This is a genomic window from Nocardiopsis sp. LDBS0036 (assembly GCF_041228755.1).
Taxonomy (GTDB): domain Bacteria; phylum Actinomycetota; class Actinomycetes; order Streptosporangiales; family Streptosporangiaceae; genus Nocardiopsis; species Nocardiopsis dassonvillei.
On sequence record NZ_CP141103.1, the window covers coordinates 6,276,605 to 6,290,345 of the forward strand.

Consider the following 13,741-nt stretch of genomic DNA (forward strand, 5'->3'; position numbering starts at 1 on the left):
GCCGGGGCGCGCGGCGCCCTGCCCGGTCGCGCCGCGCGCCTGGGCCCCCGCGCTCCGGGCGCTCAGGCGTCGGGGGAGGCCCAGAAGTCGCGCAGTACGCGGGCGCCCCGCTCGGGGTCCTGGAGCATCCAGTAGTGGGTGAGCCCGTCCAGCTCCTGGAACCGGGCGCCCAGGCGGCGGGCCACCTCCCGGTCCTGCTCGGGGTGTGCCATCGGGTCCCCGGTCGGGGCGAGCAGGAGCCCGGGCGCCTTGGCGGGGCCGTCGAAGTCCCGGCCCCAGTCGGCGTGGAAGTTGGGCCACGCCGAACGGTAGAGCGCCAGGACGGCCGCGCTCATCTCCTCGTCATGGCTTCGGTCGACCTCCCGGGCCAGTTCGGGGCTCATGCCGCGGGGCTGGAGGACGTCTCCGAAGGTGCCCCCGCTGCCGGGGGCGGCCCCGCGCAGCCCGGCCAGGGACTCCTCGCCCTCGGGGCTGCTCCGCCAGAGCGTGGCCGCGTCGTGCCACCGGTAGTCGGGGTGCCAGCCGTGGGCGACGTCGGAGACCCAGCTGCGGACGGGGACGTCGTAGGCGGAGACCACGCGCATGGCCAGGTGGGCGCCCCAGTCGTGGCCGACGAGGTCGATCGGCCCGCCGACGGCGCGCAGCTCCTCGGCCAGCCAGGCCGCGTAGTCCTCCTTGCCGCGCATGTGCGCCGGCCGGGGGCTGCCGAAGCCGGGCAGGCGCAGCGCCACGCTGTCCTCGGGGAGGAGCGCGCGCAGGGGGTTCCAGAGCGAGGGCGTCTCGGGGACTCCGTGGACGAACACGATGGTCATGACCACTCCTGGAGTAGAAGTTGATAATCTATCCACTTCAACGTAGCACGATAAGTCGATAACCTATCCACTTCGTGGACCGAGGAGGCCCCATGCGGGCGGACGCCGCGCGCAACAACCGCAGGATCTTCGAGGAGGCGAGCCGGGCGGTCGCCGCCGGGGAGACCGACCTCACGCTCAACGCGCTCGCCCGGCGCGCGGGCGTCGGGGTGGGGACGGTCTACCGCCTCTTCCCCACCCAGCGGGCGATGCTGGAGGCCGTGGTGGAGGACGCGGTGGCCGAACTCCGCCGCCTGGCCGCCGAGGCCGAACGCGAACCGGACCCGCGCGGCGCGCTCGACGGCTTCCTCCGGGCTGCCCTGGACGAGGCGCTCGCCCGTCCCGGCCTGTTCACGGTCCTCATCACCCTCGACGACGAGAGGGAGTCCCTGCGGCGGGCCAAGGCCGAACTGGTCGGGGCGACCTCGCGCCTGCTCGGACGCGCCCACCCGCGGCCGCCGCTGACCGGTGAGAACCTGCTGAAACTGCTGTGCGGCCTGATCCACGCGGTCAGCGAGCACCCGGCCGAACGGCGCGCCGCCGCCACCGACGCCTACCTGAGCCTGCTCCGCAACGGCCTCATGCCCGAAGGCGCCGCCTGAGCGGTGCCGCGGTCCGTTCCGTGCGCCGGTGCGGGGGACTCCGCGCGCCGTGGCGCGCTTCCGGCGGTTCCGCGGAACCCGGGGGGCCACTGCGCGCGCCCCCTTCCGGGCACACGGTGCCGTGGCCGCCCCGCGCGCGGACAGCGCCCCCGAGCGGGTCAGGCCTCCCCGCTCAGGCGGCGGACGTTGCCCTGCGGCGGGTGGCTCCCCGTCGTTCCCCCCTTGCGGGAGCGGGGCGGTCGGCCCCCCTCCTCCCCGGGGACGGGGATCGCGGGGGCGCCGGGCAGCGGGCGGTTCGCGCTCTCCTTCATCCGCCACACCACCACCAGCCCCACCACACCCGCGACCATCACCAGCCACGCCGGTGCGTAGAGGTTTCCGGTGGCCTGCACCAGCGCCTCGGCGACCAGCGGGGTGGTGCCGCCGAACAGCGCCACCGACACGTTGAAGCTGATGGCCAGCGCGCCGTAGCGCACGCTGGTGGGGAAGAACGCCGGCAGCGCCGCGGGCGCGCCGCCGGAGAAGTGCACCAGGGTCACCGCCAGCACCACCATGCCCAGGGCCACCGTCCACGGGCCCCCTTGTTGCAGCAGCCAGAAGGCGGGCAGGGCCAGCACGATCGAGAACAGGCTGCCCGAGAGCAGCACGGGCCTGCGCCCCACGCGGTCGCTCAGGTGTCCGAACCCGGTCACCGCGAACAGCATCAGCACCATCGCCGCCAGCGTCAGCACCAGAGCCGTGGTGGGGCCGTACCCCAGCTCCGCCTCCAGGTAGGTGGGCATGTACGCGGTCAGGACGTAGTTGTTGACGTTGAAGACCATCACCAGGCCCACGCACAGCAGGATGTGGCGCCACTGGTCCACGACCGTCGCCCGCAGCTGTCCCTCGCGGTGCCCGCCGTGGGAGTCCTTGGCGTAGCCCCCCGTGTTCTGCTCGAAGACGGGGGTGTCCTCCAGCTTCACCCGCAGGTACAGGCCGACGGCGCCCAGCGGCAGCGCGACCAGGAAGGGGACGCGCCACCCCCAGTCCTGCATGGTGTCCGAACCGAGCAGGAGGGTCATCACCGTGACGACGGTGGCGCCGCCGACGTAGCCGCTGACCGTGCCGAACTCCAGCCAGGAGGCCAGGAAGCCGCGCCGCCGGTCGGGCGCGTACTCGGCGATGAAGGTCGTGGCGCCGCCGTACTCGCCGCCGGTGGAGAAGCCCTGGAGCATCCGCGCGACCAGCAGCAGCACGGGCGCGGCGAAGCCGATGCTCGCGGCCGAGGGGATGAGCCCGATCGAGAACGTGCTCACCGCCATGAGCAGCATCGTGAAGGCCAGGACGCGCTTGCGGCCGATCCTGTCGCCGAGGGGGCCGAAGAACAGCCCGCCCAGGGGCCGCACCAGGAAGGCGGCGGCGAAGGTGGTGAAGGTGGCGATGAGCTGGGTGCCCTGGGTCTGCGCCGGGTAGAACACCAGGCCGATCGTGACGGCCAGGTAGCTGTAGACGCCGAAGTCGTACCACTCGGTCGCGTTGCCGATCGCCGCGGCCACCACGGCCTTGCGCGTCGCCCTGCGGTCCGTGGTCAGGGCCGTCCGCCCCTGCGGCTGCGGCTCGTTCACGTCTCCCCCTCGCTGCCCAGCGGTCCTGGTGTACCCACTTAATCACCCTGGGTGACGAGAGCGCGTGCTCTGTCCGTGTCGCCGTCCCGGTAGCGTGTTGGCGGCCAGGAGTCGAGTCCCTGCTGCGGGGTGCACCGGGTCCGAGGCGGAGCCCCGGCGTGTGCTCAGGCCGAGGAGGGTGCCTCCCGCGGGGCTCGGGGCGCGGCCCGGCGGGTGAGGCGGCGCAGCAGGTTCTCCGCCGGACCGCGGTAGCCGGCGCGCCGCATCAGCTCGGCGGCGGCCAGCGACGCCAGCCAGGTCGCGGCGGCCACGCCGAAGGCCCCGGCCAGCCCCAGCCGGTCCTGCCATCCCAGGCCCACCGGTGAGAAGACCGCGAGGAAGACCACGCTCTGGAGCAGGTAGAAGCTCAGGGAGCGCTGGCCCAGAGCCTGGAGGGCGGTGGTCAGGACGCCGCGGGTACGGGCCGCCCGGATCGCGGCCAGCGCGACGATCCCGGCCATCCCGACGCCGCCGAAGTAGCCCGTCAGGGGCTGGAGGAGGGCCGTGCCCCACTGCGCGGCGGCCGAGGGGGCGCTCCACACGCCCGTCTGGACCAGGATCGAGGGCAGGGCCCCGGCGACGGAGACCGCCGTGGTGAGTATGACGACGCGTGTCAGGAAGGCGCGGTTGCGCTCGGGTTCCTCCAGGAGGCGGTGCCGCGCCGCCCACATGCCCGCGACCACCCCGGGTGCGACCAGGACCGTTCCGACGGCCAGGGCGAAGGGCGTGCCGGGGAGGCGCTCCAGGTAGAGCGCGCCGGGGTCGGATCCGGGGGGCGGGGCCACGGAGCCGATGTCGAAGGTGGAGACGCCCTGGGACAGGGCCAGTCCCAGGGGGATCGCCGAGAGCGCCGTGCCGGGGACCAGGGCCAGGCCCGCGACCCACAGCAGGGTCGTCGAGCGCGCCCGCAGCAGGCCCACGAGCAGCAGGGAGGCGACGCCGTAGGCGGCGAGGATGTCGAGGGGGACCACCAGCGTGTGGACCAGGCCGAAGGCCAGCAGCCACCGGCCCCTGCGGCGCAGCAGGGCGCGGACGCCGACCGGGTCGGCCCCGCCTGCGACCCGCCGGTCCAGCGTCTGCGCCAGGGCGTAACCGAACAGGAAGGCGAACATCGGGCGTGCGTGGTTGCCCACGAACAGCTCGTGGAGGATGAGCGCGGCGCCGTTGGCCAGGGCGGGACCGTGGTCGACGGCCAGGACGAACAGCGGGGCGTGGGCGCAGGCGATGGCCAGCAGCATGGCGCCCCTGGCCAGGTCCGGGGCGAGCGCACGGGGCGCGGGAGCGGTCACGGATCCTCCTCGGCGGGGTGGGGTACATGCTATTACATGTAAAGCATGTATATCGTGTGCCCTGTGATCGTGACCGCAAGCGGACACGGCCCGCTTGGTACGCTGTGCGGAACACGTACGGGAAGGCGGTGGCGGGGTGACTGCGGAGCAGGACGGCGCCTCCTACGGACCCGGCGGCCGGGGCTTCTACGGCGCGGTGACGGTCAGCGAACGCGGCCAGATCGCGATCCCGGCCAAGGCCCGCCGCGACCTGGGCATCTCCCCCGGCGACAAGCTGCTGGTCCTCGGCGACCCCCAGCAGGGGATCGCCCTCATGACGGTCGACCGGCTCATGGAGAACCTCCAGGGATCCTCGGTCCTGATGGACGTGCTGCGACAGCACGTCCAGGACGACGGGGGAACCCCGCCCGGCGGGGCCGGATAGCGGCACCGCGGGACACTGGCGGGGGAGTCCCCGTTGTTCCGGTTCCCACGGACTCCCGGGGCCGGCTCCGCCCCGCTGCGGATCGGGACCCGCGGGCGTGCCCTCCCTCCGGACACCCGGCGCCGCTTCCGCCGCGCACGGATCAGGCCCCCGTACGGGCGGGCGTGGCGCACGCCGACGGGGAGGACGTCCGGAGCGCCGCGGGGGCGCTGCCGACGGGAGCGCGTGCTCTGCCCGTCTCGCCGTCCCGGTAGCGTGGTGGCGGCCGAGAGGGGGGTCCATGCGCAGAGTGCTGGTCAGCGCGTGTCTGATGGGACGCCGGGTGCGTTACGACGGGCGCGCCAAGCCGGTCGAGGACGACGTGGTCGCCCGCTGGCGTGAGGAGGGCCGCCTGGTGGTGCACTGCCCGGAGGTCGCGGGCGGCCTCCCGGTGCCCCGCCCGCCCGCCGAGATCGAGCCCGGCGCGACCGCCGCCGACGTGCTCGCGGGCCGCGCGCGCATCCTCACCCCCGAGGGGCGGGACGTGACCGGGCACTTCGTGGACGGGGCCCGGGCGGCGTTGGCCACCGCCCGCGCGCACGGCGTGGTGGTGGCGGTGCTCAAGGAGTCGAGCCCCTCCTGCGGGGTGCACCGGGTCTACGACGGAGCCTTCGGCGGGCGCGGGGTTCCCGGCGAGGGGGTCACCGCGCGGCTGCTCGCGGACGACGGCGTCGCGGTGTTCACCGAGGACGAGATCGCCGGTGCCGCCGCGCGCCTGCGCGAGCTGGACGGCGGCTGAGGGGCGCCGCCGGGACTTCGTCGGCGGCGGCGCTCGGAGCCGTGCCTCCCGTCCCGGGGCGGCGGAGGCGCTTCCACGGGGAACTCACGCCGGGGCCGCGGATGAGGTCCGGGTCTCCAGGACCCGGCTGGTGGTGCGCGGGCGGTTCGGGGGTGAGGCGTGGGTCCCGGGGCCCGGCCGGTGGCGGCGGGCCCCGGAAACCCCCGGGTCAGGGGCGGACGACCTCGTAGCGCATGCACGCGAAGTCACCGGCGCGGTGCACGTCCAGCACCCTCAGGTCCACGCGCCCGGCCAGCAGGGGCGAACCCGCGCCCAGGGTGACCGGCGCGACCGACACGACCACCTCGTCCAGGAGGCCGAGCCGGGCCAGGTCCGCGGCGACGCCGCCACCGCCGATCAGCCACACGTCACGTCCGTCGGCCGCCTCGACCACCTCGGCGTGCAGGTCGCGCAGCTCCTGGTCGGTGTCGGCGCTGGCGAAGCGGACGTCGCCCTCGATCCCGGGCAGGTCGCGGTGGGTGAGCACCCAGGTGGGGACCTGGTAGGGCCAGGGCTTGTCGCCCTCGTGCTTCAGGATCCACTCGTAGGTGCCCGCACCGGACACGATCGCGCCCGCCTCGCGGATGAAGGTCTCCGTCTCGTTCAGGGCATCGTCCCCGTCGGCGGCGAACAGCCACTCCAGGGAGTGGTCCTCGGTGGCGATGAAGCCGTCCAGGCTCGTCGCGGTGTTGTAAACCGTTTTGCTCATCGTGTACCTCCGTCGTGGTGTCGGTCTTGAAGCCATTCGATGGGGTCGCCGTGGTCCACCTCCAGGCCCTCCGCGCGCAGCATGTGGCGCACGAGCTGCCTGCGGTGGGCGGAGAAGGTGAGCACGTGCGCGACGACGCTGCCCAGTACGAAGCTCTCGGGCGGATCGCACAGGGCGTCGATCAGCCGGTCGCCCCAGGCGCCCCGCCGCCCGATGTCGTCGATCGCGGCGATCCAGCGCGCCCCCGCCCGCGTGTGCCGCTCCGCCAGCGCCTCCAGGCCGTCCGCGCCCCGTTCGGGCAGGTCGGCGCCGTCGATCGAGGCGAGCCACATCTCCTTGGCCCGGACCAGGTGGTCGAGCACGGCGGCCACGGACTCCTCCGGCCCGTCCCATTCCAGGACGGTCCGCCCGGGTGAGTGCACCCGCCGGTAGGCCTCCTCGGACAGCTGTCCGGCGAGGCGGATCAGGTGGGCGGTGTCGTCCACGTCGTGGTGGACCTGGAGGGCGATCAGGTCCATGCCGGTCCGCTCCTTGGGTCTGTCCTCGATCCACAGGTGGATCGGCGGGTGGAAGTGGATGCCGTTGGGCGCGGACAGCCACGTGCCGCTGCCCGCCGTGGTGGCGCTGGGCGGGTGCCCGAAGGCGCGTCCGAAGGCGCGCGTGAACCCCTCGACCGATTCGTATCCGGCCGCGAACGCGGCGTCGGTCACGCTGCTGCCCTGGCTGATCTGCCAGGCCGCGCGTTCCAGGAGCACCCGGCGGCGCAGCGCGACCGGCGACTCCCCGGTGTCGCGGGTCAGTCTGCGGGTGAAGTGGAACGGTGAGGCGAAGGCGTGGTCCGCCATGTCGGTGAGGCGGGTGTTCTCCTCGTCCAGGACCGCGTCGAGCAGTTCGCGCAGGCGGTCCCGGCCTGGGGTGGGCTCGGTCATGGCAACCAGTATGTTCACCGGAGGCGCCCGGACGCCTGACCGATCTTGCCCACCCGTGCCGCCGTCGCGGCCGGGGCCGGGCGGGTTTTCCCGGTGCGAGCGCCCCGGCGGATGCGGTAGAGTCTTCTGCGTCGGCGGGGCCGGAAAAGGTGACCGCTCGACGAACGGGACGTAGCGCAGTTTGGCAGCGCACTTGACTGGGGGTCAAGGGGTCGTGGGTTCAAATCCCGCCGTCCCGACAGAGGAATAGCAGGTCAGCGAGGGGTCCACCGTCAGGTGGACCCCTCGCCGCGTTCCAGGGCCGGTGTCAGTGCACGTACGGCCATCCGGCGGAGTCCCAGCCGAGCCAGTTGACGCCCAGCAGCGCCGTGCCGTCGTCGGCGTAGTAGTGGTAGGCGAGGATGTCGTGGTCGGTGTCGGCGAAGACGTCCTGGTGGCCGGGGCCGTGCACGCCGCCGTGGCCGGACAGGACCTCGGTGCCGCCGCCCGCGGTCATGGCCCTTCCGGCGCGGTCGCGATAGGGGCCGGTGATGCTGGTGGAGCGGCCGACCATGATGCGGTAGGTGCTGTCCGCTCCCCGGCAGCACAGGTCGAAGGAGACGAACAGGTAGTACCAGCCGTCGCGCTGGAAGAGGGTCGGCGCCTCGACGGCGTCGCCGCCGCGGCCCGCGATCGAGTGCAGGACGCGGTCGCCGCGCTTGCCGGTCGCCGGGTCGATGCGCACCATCTTGATCCCCGACCAGAACGAGCCGAACGCCAGCCACCAGCGGCCCTGGCCGTCCACCTCCAGATGGGGGTCGATGGCGTTGAAGTCGTCGGAGGGGAACGACTCGATGACCAGGCCCTCGTCGCGCCAGGTGCCCGAGTCCCCGCTGGTGCTGGTGGCCAGGAAGATCGCGGACCGGTTGGAGCCGAAGGTCGAGGCGGAGTAGTAGAGGCGGTAGCGCCCGTCGGCGTGGGACAGGTGCGGGGCCCACAGGTTGCGCGCGCCGCCCGTGTAGGGGCTGGTCCACGGGGCGCCGCCGGGGAAGGCCGGACCCGCGTCGCGGAAGGCGGTCCGGTCGGCGGAGGTCTTCAGGGCCACGTCGTCGCCGGTGTGGGCGATCAGGTAGCCGCCCCCGGGCCGCTTGACGAAGGACGGGTCGTGCACCCGGACGTCGCCGGTCACATGGCCGGGTCCGGGGTAGTCGGCGGCCGCCGCGGGCCGGGCGCCGACCGCGTCGGCGGCGGTCGTGGTCGCGGCCAGCGCTCCCGCGGCCAGGGCGGAGCCCAGCATTCTGCGGCGGGAGAGGGTGTGCGGGTGTTCCGTCATGGGGAGCCTCCTCGGGCTCGGTTCTGGGGGGTGGGTGCCGCGGCGACGCCGGGTTCCGGGTCGCGGAGTGCCCCGGACCGCGGACGCCCCGGCCCGAGAAGTGCCTCGGCACCAGGGGAGACGGGTTCCGCGTCGCCGTGCGAGGGCGTGTCACCCATGTGTTGTTAGCGCTAACAACGGGTGTCGCGGGAGCGCGGCGTGCTGCGGCCACGGAACGGGGGGTCGTGCGGGCGCGGAACGGGCCGCGCGTCGCGGTCCGCCCTCGGTCCGCCCGGGTGCGGGGGTGGTCCGCCAGGAGTCCGTGTCGGCACCGGGGGTCCTGTGCCGTGGGACGGGGGCGGCGGGCATCGTGCGCGGTGGCGGGTGCGCTCCGTCACCGTGCGTGCATCGTAAGGTCGCGGTCGCGCAGCGTCAACCCTCCTTCGCGCACTGTCCGCCTCCGGCGTTCCCGGCGCCGCCGAGCCGTTTCCGGCGGCGGCATTTCATGAGAAACAGCCCCGGAAGCACACGATAGGCGCGTTCCGGCGGGGTAGGTGCACAGGCGCCCCTTGCCCCCGGCGCCCGAGGAGAAGGCTCCCGTGACGCCGCTCCCCGCGGTGCCGCGACCCACGGCGGGACCGCGGGTGCCACCCCGAACAGGGCGGCGCCAGACCCTTGACACGCCGGTGCTTGTGCAAGATGGTTGCTTACCTTGATGGTTAATGTTTGGTTCCGTGGAAAAATGTGGGGAATGGTCCTCATGTGCACGGTGCACATGCGTGAACGGAGTAAGAACATGGGCGCACCCCGTCCTGAGGTGCAGATACGGGTACCGGTTCGCGACGCCGCGTCCTTCGTCGCCCGAGATCCGGTGGTGACCCGGGCGCACCACGTCCGAAGGTGTGAACAGGCCTTCCACGCAGGGGCCGCCGCGTCGAGAGAGGACCAGCCGACGTGACCGTGCTAGCACAGGACTCCCTGCGGCTGGACGCCAACGCCATCGACTACACCCTGCTCGCGGTGTACTTCGCGTTCGTGCTGGGCATCGGCTTCATCGCCCGGCGTTCGGTCTCCAACAGCCTCGACTTCTTCCTGTCGGGGCGCTCCCTGCCCGCCTGGGTGACGGGTCTGGCCTTCATCGCGGCCAACCTCGGCGCCATCGAGATCATCGGCATGTCGGCCAACGGCGCCAACTACGGCATGCCGACCATGCACTACTTCTGGATCGGCGCCGTCCCGGCGATGCTGTTCCTGGGCCTGGTCATGATGCCGTTCTACTACGGCTCCAAGGTCCGCAGCGTCCCCGAGTTCATGCTCCGCCGCTTCGGCACCGCCGCCCACCTGCTCAACGGGATCAGCTTCGCGGTCGCCCAGATCCTGATCGCGGGCGTCAACCTCTTCCTGCTGGCGACCATCGTGGACGCGCTGCTGGGCTGGCCCCTGTGGCTGTCGCTCCTGGTCGCCGCCGCGATCGTCCTCAGCTACACCGCGCTGGGCGGGCTCTCCGCGGCGATCTACAACGAGGTGCTCCAGTTCTTCGTCATCGTCGCGGCGCTGCTGCCGCTGACCCTGGCGGGGCTGAACCGGGTCGGCGGCTGGTCGGGTCTGGTGGAGGAGGTCACCGCCTCCCCGCAGGGCGCCGAACAGCTCTCCGCCTGGCCGGGCAACGCGCTGACCGGTTTCGGCGACAGCTTCCTGAGCATCCTCGGCATCGTCTTCGGCCTCGGCTTCGTCCTCGCGTTCGGCTACTGGACGACGAACTTCGTCGAGGTGCAGCGCGCCATGGCCTCCAAGAGCATGTCGGCCGCGATGCGCACCCCCATCATCGGCGCCTTCCCCAAGCTGTTCATCCCGTTCATCGTCATCATCCCCGGGATGATCGCGGGCGTGAGCGTCTCGGAGATGGTCCAGCTCAAGGCCGGTGAGAACCCCGGCGTCGACTACAACGACGCGATCCTGCTGCTGATGCGCGACGTGCTGCCCAACGGTCTGCTGGGCGTGGCCCTGGCCGGTCTGCTCGCGTCGTTCATGGCCGGTATGGCCGCCAACCTCAGCTCGTTCAACACCGTGTTCACGTACGACATCTGGCAGGCCTACGTCGTCAAGAACCGGCCCGACTCCTACTACCTGGGCATGGGCCGGTGGGTCACGGTCGGCGCCACCGTCGGCGCCGTGGGCACGGCGTTCATCGCCTCGGGCTACTCCAACCTGATGGACTACCTGCAGCAGCTGTTCTCGTTCTTCAACGCGCCGCTGTTCGCCACGTTCATCCTCGGTATGTACTGGAAGCGGATGACGCCCCACGCCGGTTGGAGCGGCCTGGCGGCGGGAACCCTGGCCGCCGTGGGCGTGTTCCTGCTCGCCGAGACCGGAGTACTGGCCCTGTCGGCGCAGGGCGCGAGCTTCGTCGGCGCGGGAGCGGCCTTCGTGGTCGACATCCTCGTCAGCGTCGTGGTCACCATGTTCACCCGGCCCAAGCCCGACTCCGAGCTGGTGGGCCTGGTGCACTCGCTGACCCCGCGCGAGTCGCGCAAGGCCTCCACCACCGGTGAGGACGCCGGCTGGTACCGCCGACCGGGGCTGCTGGCCGGGATCGCCCTGGTGCTCGTCATCGTCCTGAACATCATCTTCGCCTGAGCGACCCCGAGAGGTGCACCGTGCTGAGACAAGCTGAGGAGGTCATCCGATGAGTGCTGACAGCCCCGGAAAGAGGAAGGGCCGCACCGCCTCCCGGGTCTTCGACATCCGCACGATCATCGCGCTGCTGTTCGCCATCTACGGCGTCGTGCTGACGGCCATGGGGTTCGCGGCCGCGCCGGAGCAGATCGAGCAGAGCGGAACGAACCTGAACCTGTGGTCCGGTCTGGGCATGCTGGCCTTCGCCGTGTTCATGGGCGGCTGGGCGCTGGTCAAGCCGCTGAAGGCCCCCGAGGAGCCGGGCCCCGACACCGGGGCCTGATCCGCTCGGTCACACGGGCCCCGGGCGCGTCGCGCGCCCGGGGCCTCAGGCGCTGGGCAACCCCCGCAGCAGGTCCCGCACCAGGTCGGGGCGTTCGCGCAGCGCGAGGTGCCCCGCGCCCCGGACGGTGTGGACGGCGGCGTCCAGGAAGAGCAGGGCCGGGCTGTACAGCAGGTCCGGGGAGAAGAAGGGGTCGTGCGACCCGGTGGCGACGGTGACCGGGGTCCGCCGCCAGTGGTGGAGGGCCTCCGCGCGCAGCGGCCGGGGCGGCAGCACGTTGACCGCGCGGCAGGACCGGCCGACCAGGGTCGTCCACTCCAGCAGGGTGCTGTTCCGGGGTTCGGCCGAGCCGGGGCCGCACATGGCGCGCAGCAGCGCGGAGCTGGACCGGGCGTCGGGGTGGAACCTCCAGCGCACCAGGGCGGCGGCCAGGCCGGTGCCGCCGGTCGCCGGTGTCAGGCCGCCGGGGTTGACCAGGCAGAGTCCGGCCACCAGGGGCCCGGGGGTGGCCGAGAGCGCGATGGCCGCGCCGATGCCGTGGCCCAGGACCAGGACCGGGCGGTCGGTGACCTGCGGCAGCACCTCGTCCAGCCAGCCGCCGTAGTACGCCGGACGCTCGACCAGGGGCCGGTCGCCGTCGCTGAGCCCGGGCTGTCCGGGCGGATCGGCGACCAGGACGGGGCGGTCCTCGGACAGGACGCGGACGGCGTCCAGGAGCGTGGCCGTGCTCAGGACCGACCCGGGGAGCACGAGGACCGGGGTGCCGGGGCCTCCGGGGGCGGTGAAGACGCGGGTGACGCCCAGGGAACAGGGGACGGTCGCGAGCGGGGTGAGCGGGGACTGGGCGTTGAGCCTGTCCCAGCACCAGTCGTGGACGGCCTGTCTGGTGGTCCGGGAACGGTAGACGCGCTGTGCGGGAGAGGGGGCGGGGTGGTTCACGTTGCCTGGTTCCGTGGAGACGCCGGGGCCGGTGGACCCGACTGCCGACACACCTAACGTCCCATCGTACGCCTCCGGGGGGTGTTCGAACAGGGGGGAGCGCGCGGGGTCCGCGCGCGTACGCCCGCCCCCGCTGCCCCTTCGGTCGTCCGGACGCCGACCGGGGGCGCGGGCCCGCGCCGGGTACGCGACCCGGTGCGGGCCCGGGCGGACCGGTGGTCCGGGTCAGGACCGCCGGAGCCAGTCCTCGTACCGCGTGGTCGCGGTGGGCACGGAGCCGTCACCGCTGACGACGCCGTCCGGGATACCCGCGAACATCCCGGCGCCCTCGTCCGTGGTGACGGAGCGCCCGTCCGGGCGTGCGGCCAGGGTGATCTCCCCGAGCCTGTCGAGCCGCAGCACCTCGGGCCCGGCGATCTCGCGCCGTCCGTTCAGCGGTTCCCCCTGCGTCGTGTCCGCGACCGCGACCGCGGCCGCGACGTCGGCGGAGGCGATGGGCCGCATCAGGGTGGAGGGCAGGCGCACGGTGCCGCCGTCCGTGGTCAACGCCATGATCGAGTCCACGAACTCGAAGAACTGGGTGGCGCGCACGATGCTGTACGGCACCCCGCTCCGCGCCAGGAGTTCCTCCTGGGCGACCTTGGCCCGGTAGTAGCCCAGCCCGGGAACCCGGTCGACGCCGACGATGGACAGGATGACGTGGTGGCCCACCCCCGCCTCCCGTCCCGCCGCGGTCAGGTTCTTCGTCGACCGGGTGAAGAAGTCCAGCGCGGCCCCGTCCTCGAAGGAGGGGGAGTTGGTCACGTCCACGACCGCGTCCGCGCCCGTCAGGGCCTGCCCGAGCCCCTCGCCGGTGAGCACGTCGACGCCCGTCGACTGGGAGACGGCGACCGCCTCGTGGCCCCGTTCCCCGAGCAGGGAGACCACCTGCGAGCCGATGAGGCCCGTACCGCCGACGACCACGATCTTCATCGTTACCTCCTACGCCTGACAACCTGTGGCGTCCGGGGCGCGTGGGACCCCGGTACGCCGACCGAGCGGCCGTCGCGGGCGGCTGGCGGGTCCCTCCGCCGCGCCTGCCGCGAACGGCGCGTGAGCGCCGCGGTCCGGACAACCGGTGCGGCCCTCACCCACTCGGACAGGGCAGCGGCCGCGTGTGTGACACGGGCGGGCGGCCCGGGGGAGAGGGCCTCACCGAGGGACGCTGAAAACCGGCTGCCGGCCGTGGCCGCGTGGTGGGCAAAGGCCAGCAGGGGCGTGTGTGCCTGCCGGGGCGTGTGTGCGCGCC

At 73.1% G+C, this 13,741-nt stretch carries 13 protein-coding genes and 1 tRNA gene; 6 read left to right on the forward strand and 8 right to left on the reverse strand.

Translation table 11 applies throughout. The features are described 5' to 3' along the window. Positions 1-62 precede the first annotated feature (62 nt). Positions 63-812, reverse strand: a complete 750-nt coding sequence (locus tag UIS43_RS26675) for an alpha/beta fold hydrolase (RefSeq protein ID WP_117198393.1) — start codon at positions 810-812, stop codon at positions 63-65. A gap of 92 nt (positions 813-904) precedes the next feature. Here UIS43_RS26675 and UIS43_RS26680 point away from each other — a divergent pair, with 92 nt between their 5' ends. Next, positions 905-1,453, forward strand: coding sequence for a TetR/AcrR family transcriptional regulator (locus tag UIS43_RS26680; protein ID WP_041552390.1), 549 nt, complete (start codon positions 905-907; stop codon positions 1,451-1,453). 158 nt (positions 1,454-1,611) lie between these two features. On the opposite strand, the gene UIS43_RS26685 is transcribed toward UIS43_RS26680, so the two are convergent. Beyond that, positions 1,612-3,057, reverse strand: a complete 1,446-nt coding sequence (locus UIS43_RS26685; protein WP_013152034.1) for an MFS transporter — start codon at positions 3,055-3,057, stop codon at positions 1,612-1,614. A gap of 164 nt (positions 3,058-3,221) precedes the next feature. Continuing rightward, on the reverse strand, positions 3,222-4,385 hold the full coding sequence (locus UIS43_RS26690) for a DUF418 domain-containing protein (RefSeq protein ID WP_013152035.1): 1,164 nt from the start codon (positions 4,383-4,385) through the stop codon (positions 3,222-3,224). A gap of 136 nt (positions 4,386-4,521) precedes the next feature. Here UIS43_RS26690 and UIS43_RS26695 point away from each other — a divergent pair, with 136 nt between their 5' ends. Both UIS43_RS26695 and UIS43_RS26700 read left to right on the forward strand, forming a co-directional pair. Next, positions 4,522-4,809: an AbrB/MazE/SpoVT family DNA-binding domain-containing protein gene (locus UIS43_RS26695; protein WP_013152036.1), complete on the forward strand. Its 288-nt coding sequence runs from the start codon at positions 4,522-4,524 to the stop codon at positions 4,807-4,809. Between the two features lie 280 nt (positions 4,810-5,089). Next, positions 5,090-5,587: a DUF523 domain-containing protein gene (locus UIS43_RS26700; protein WP_013152037.1), complete on the forward strand. Its 498-nt coding sequence runs from the start codon at positions 5,090-5,092 to the stop codon at positions 5,585-5,587. Between the two features lie 208 nt (positions 5,588-5,795). Here the strand turns inward: UIS43_RS26700 and UIS43_RS26705 are convergent, their stop codons facing one another. Continuing rightward, a complete protein-coding gene (locus tag UIS43_RS26705) occupies positions 5,796-6,335 on the reverse strand; it encodes a dihydrofolate reductase family protein (protein WP_013152038.1) in 540 nt (179 codons plus the stop codon). Next, positions 6,332-7,264 (reverse strand): helix-turn-helix domain-containing protein, encoded by a 933-nt coding sequence (locus tag UIS43_RS26710; RefSeq protein ID WP_013152039.1) that lies wholly within the window; start codon positions 7,262-7,264, stop codon positions 6,332-6,334. Before UIS43_RS26710 ends, UIS43_RS26705 begins: the two co-directional genes overlap by 4 nt. Before the next feature lie 165 nt (positions 7,265-7,429). Between UIS43_RS26710 and UIS43_RS26715 the strand changes: the two genes are divergently transcribed. Next, positions 7,430-7,503, forward strand: a tRNA-Pro gene (locus UIS43_RS26715). 68 nt (positions 7,504-7,571) lie between these two features. Here UIS43_RS26715 and UIS43_RS26720 read toward each other — a convergent pair. After that, a complete protein-coding gene (locus UIS43_RS26720; RefSeq protein ID WP_013152040.1) occupies positions 7,572-8,576 on the reverse strand; it encodes an arabinan endo-1,5-alpha-L-arabinosidase in 1,005 nt (334 codons plus the stop codon). Between the two features lie 933 nt (positions 8,577-9,509). Between UIS43_RS26720 and UIS43_RS26725 the strand changes: the two genes are divergently transcribed. Then, on the forward strand, positions 9,510-11,192 hold the full coding sequence (locus tag UIS43_RS26725) for a sodium:solute symporter family protein (RefSeq protein WP_013152041.1): 1,683 nt from the start codon (positions 9,510-9,512) through the stop codon (positions 11,190-11,192). Between the two features lie 49 nt (positions 11,193-11,241). After that, a complete protein-coding gene (locus UIS43_RS26730; RefSeq protein WP_013152042.1) occupies positions 11,242-11,514 on the forward strand; it encodes a hypothetical protein in 273 nt (90 codons plus the stop codon). A 45-nt stretch (positions 11,515-11,559) separates the two neighbouring features. On the opposite strand, the gene UIS43_RS26735 is transcribed toward UIS43_RS26730, so the two are convergent. Then, entirely contained in the window at positions 11,560-12,453 is an 894-nt protein-coding gene (locus UIS43_RS26735) for an alpha/beta fold hydrolase (protein WP_071621642.1), read from the reverse strand. Positions 12,454-12,678: 225 nt separating this feature from the next. Beyond that, on the reverse strand, positions 12,679-13,425 hold the full coding sequence (locus tag UIS43_RS26740; RefSeq protein ID WP_370012010.1) for an SDR family oxidoreductase: 747 nt from the start codon (positions 13,423-13,425) through the stop codon (positions 12,679-12,681). Between the last annotated feature and the right edge of the window lie 316 nt (positions 13,426-13,741).

Coding starts and splice junctions, on each gene's coding strand:
- UIS43_RS26675 (WP_117198393.1), bottom strand. CDS start 812: ATGACCATCGTGTTCGTCCACGGAGTCCCCGAGACGCCCTCGCTCTGG.
- UIS43_RS26680 (WP_041552390.1), top strand. CDS start 905: ATGCGGGCGGACGCCGCGCGCAACAACCGCAGGATCTTCGAGGAGGCG.
- UIS43_RS26700 (WP_013152037.1), top strand. CDS start 5,090: ATGCGCAGAGTGCTGGTCAGCGCGTGTCTGATGGGACGCCGGGTGCGT.
- UIS43_RS26705 (WP_013152038.1), bottom strand. CDS start 6,335: ATGAGCAAAACGGTTTACAACACCGCGACGAGCCTGGACGGCTTCATC.
- UIS43_RS26710 (WP_013152039.1), bottom strand. CDS start 7,264: ATGACCGAGCCCACCCCAGGCCGGGACCGCCTGCGCGAACTGCTCGAC.
- UIS43_RS26720 (WP_013152040.1), bottom strand. CDS start 8,576: ATGACGGAACACCCGCACACCCTCTCCCGCCGCAGAATGCTGGGCTCC.
- UIS43_RS26730 (WP_013152042.1), top strand. CDS start 11,242: ATGAGTGCTGACAGCCCCGGAAAGAGGAAGGGCCGCACCGCCTCCCGG.
- UIS43_RS26740 (WP_370012010.1), bottom strand. CDS start 13,425: ATGAAGATCGTGGTCGTCGGCGGTACGGGCCTCATCGGCTCGCAGGTG.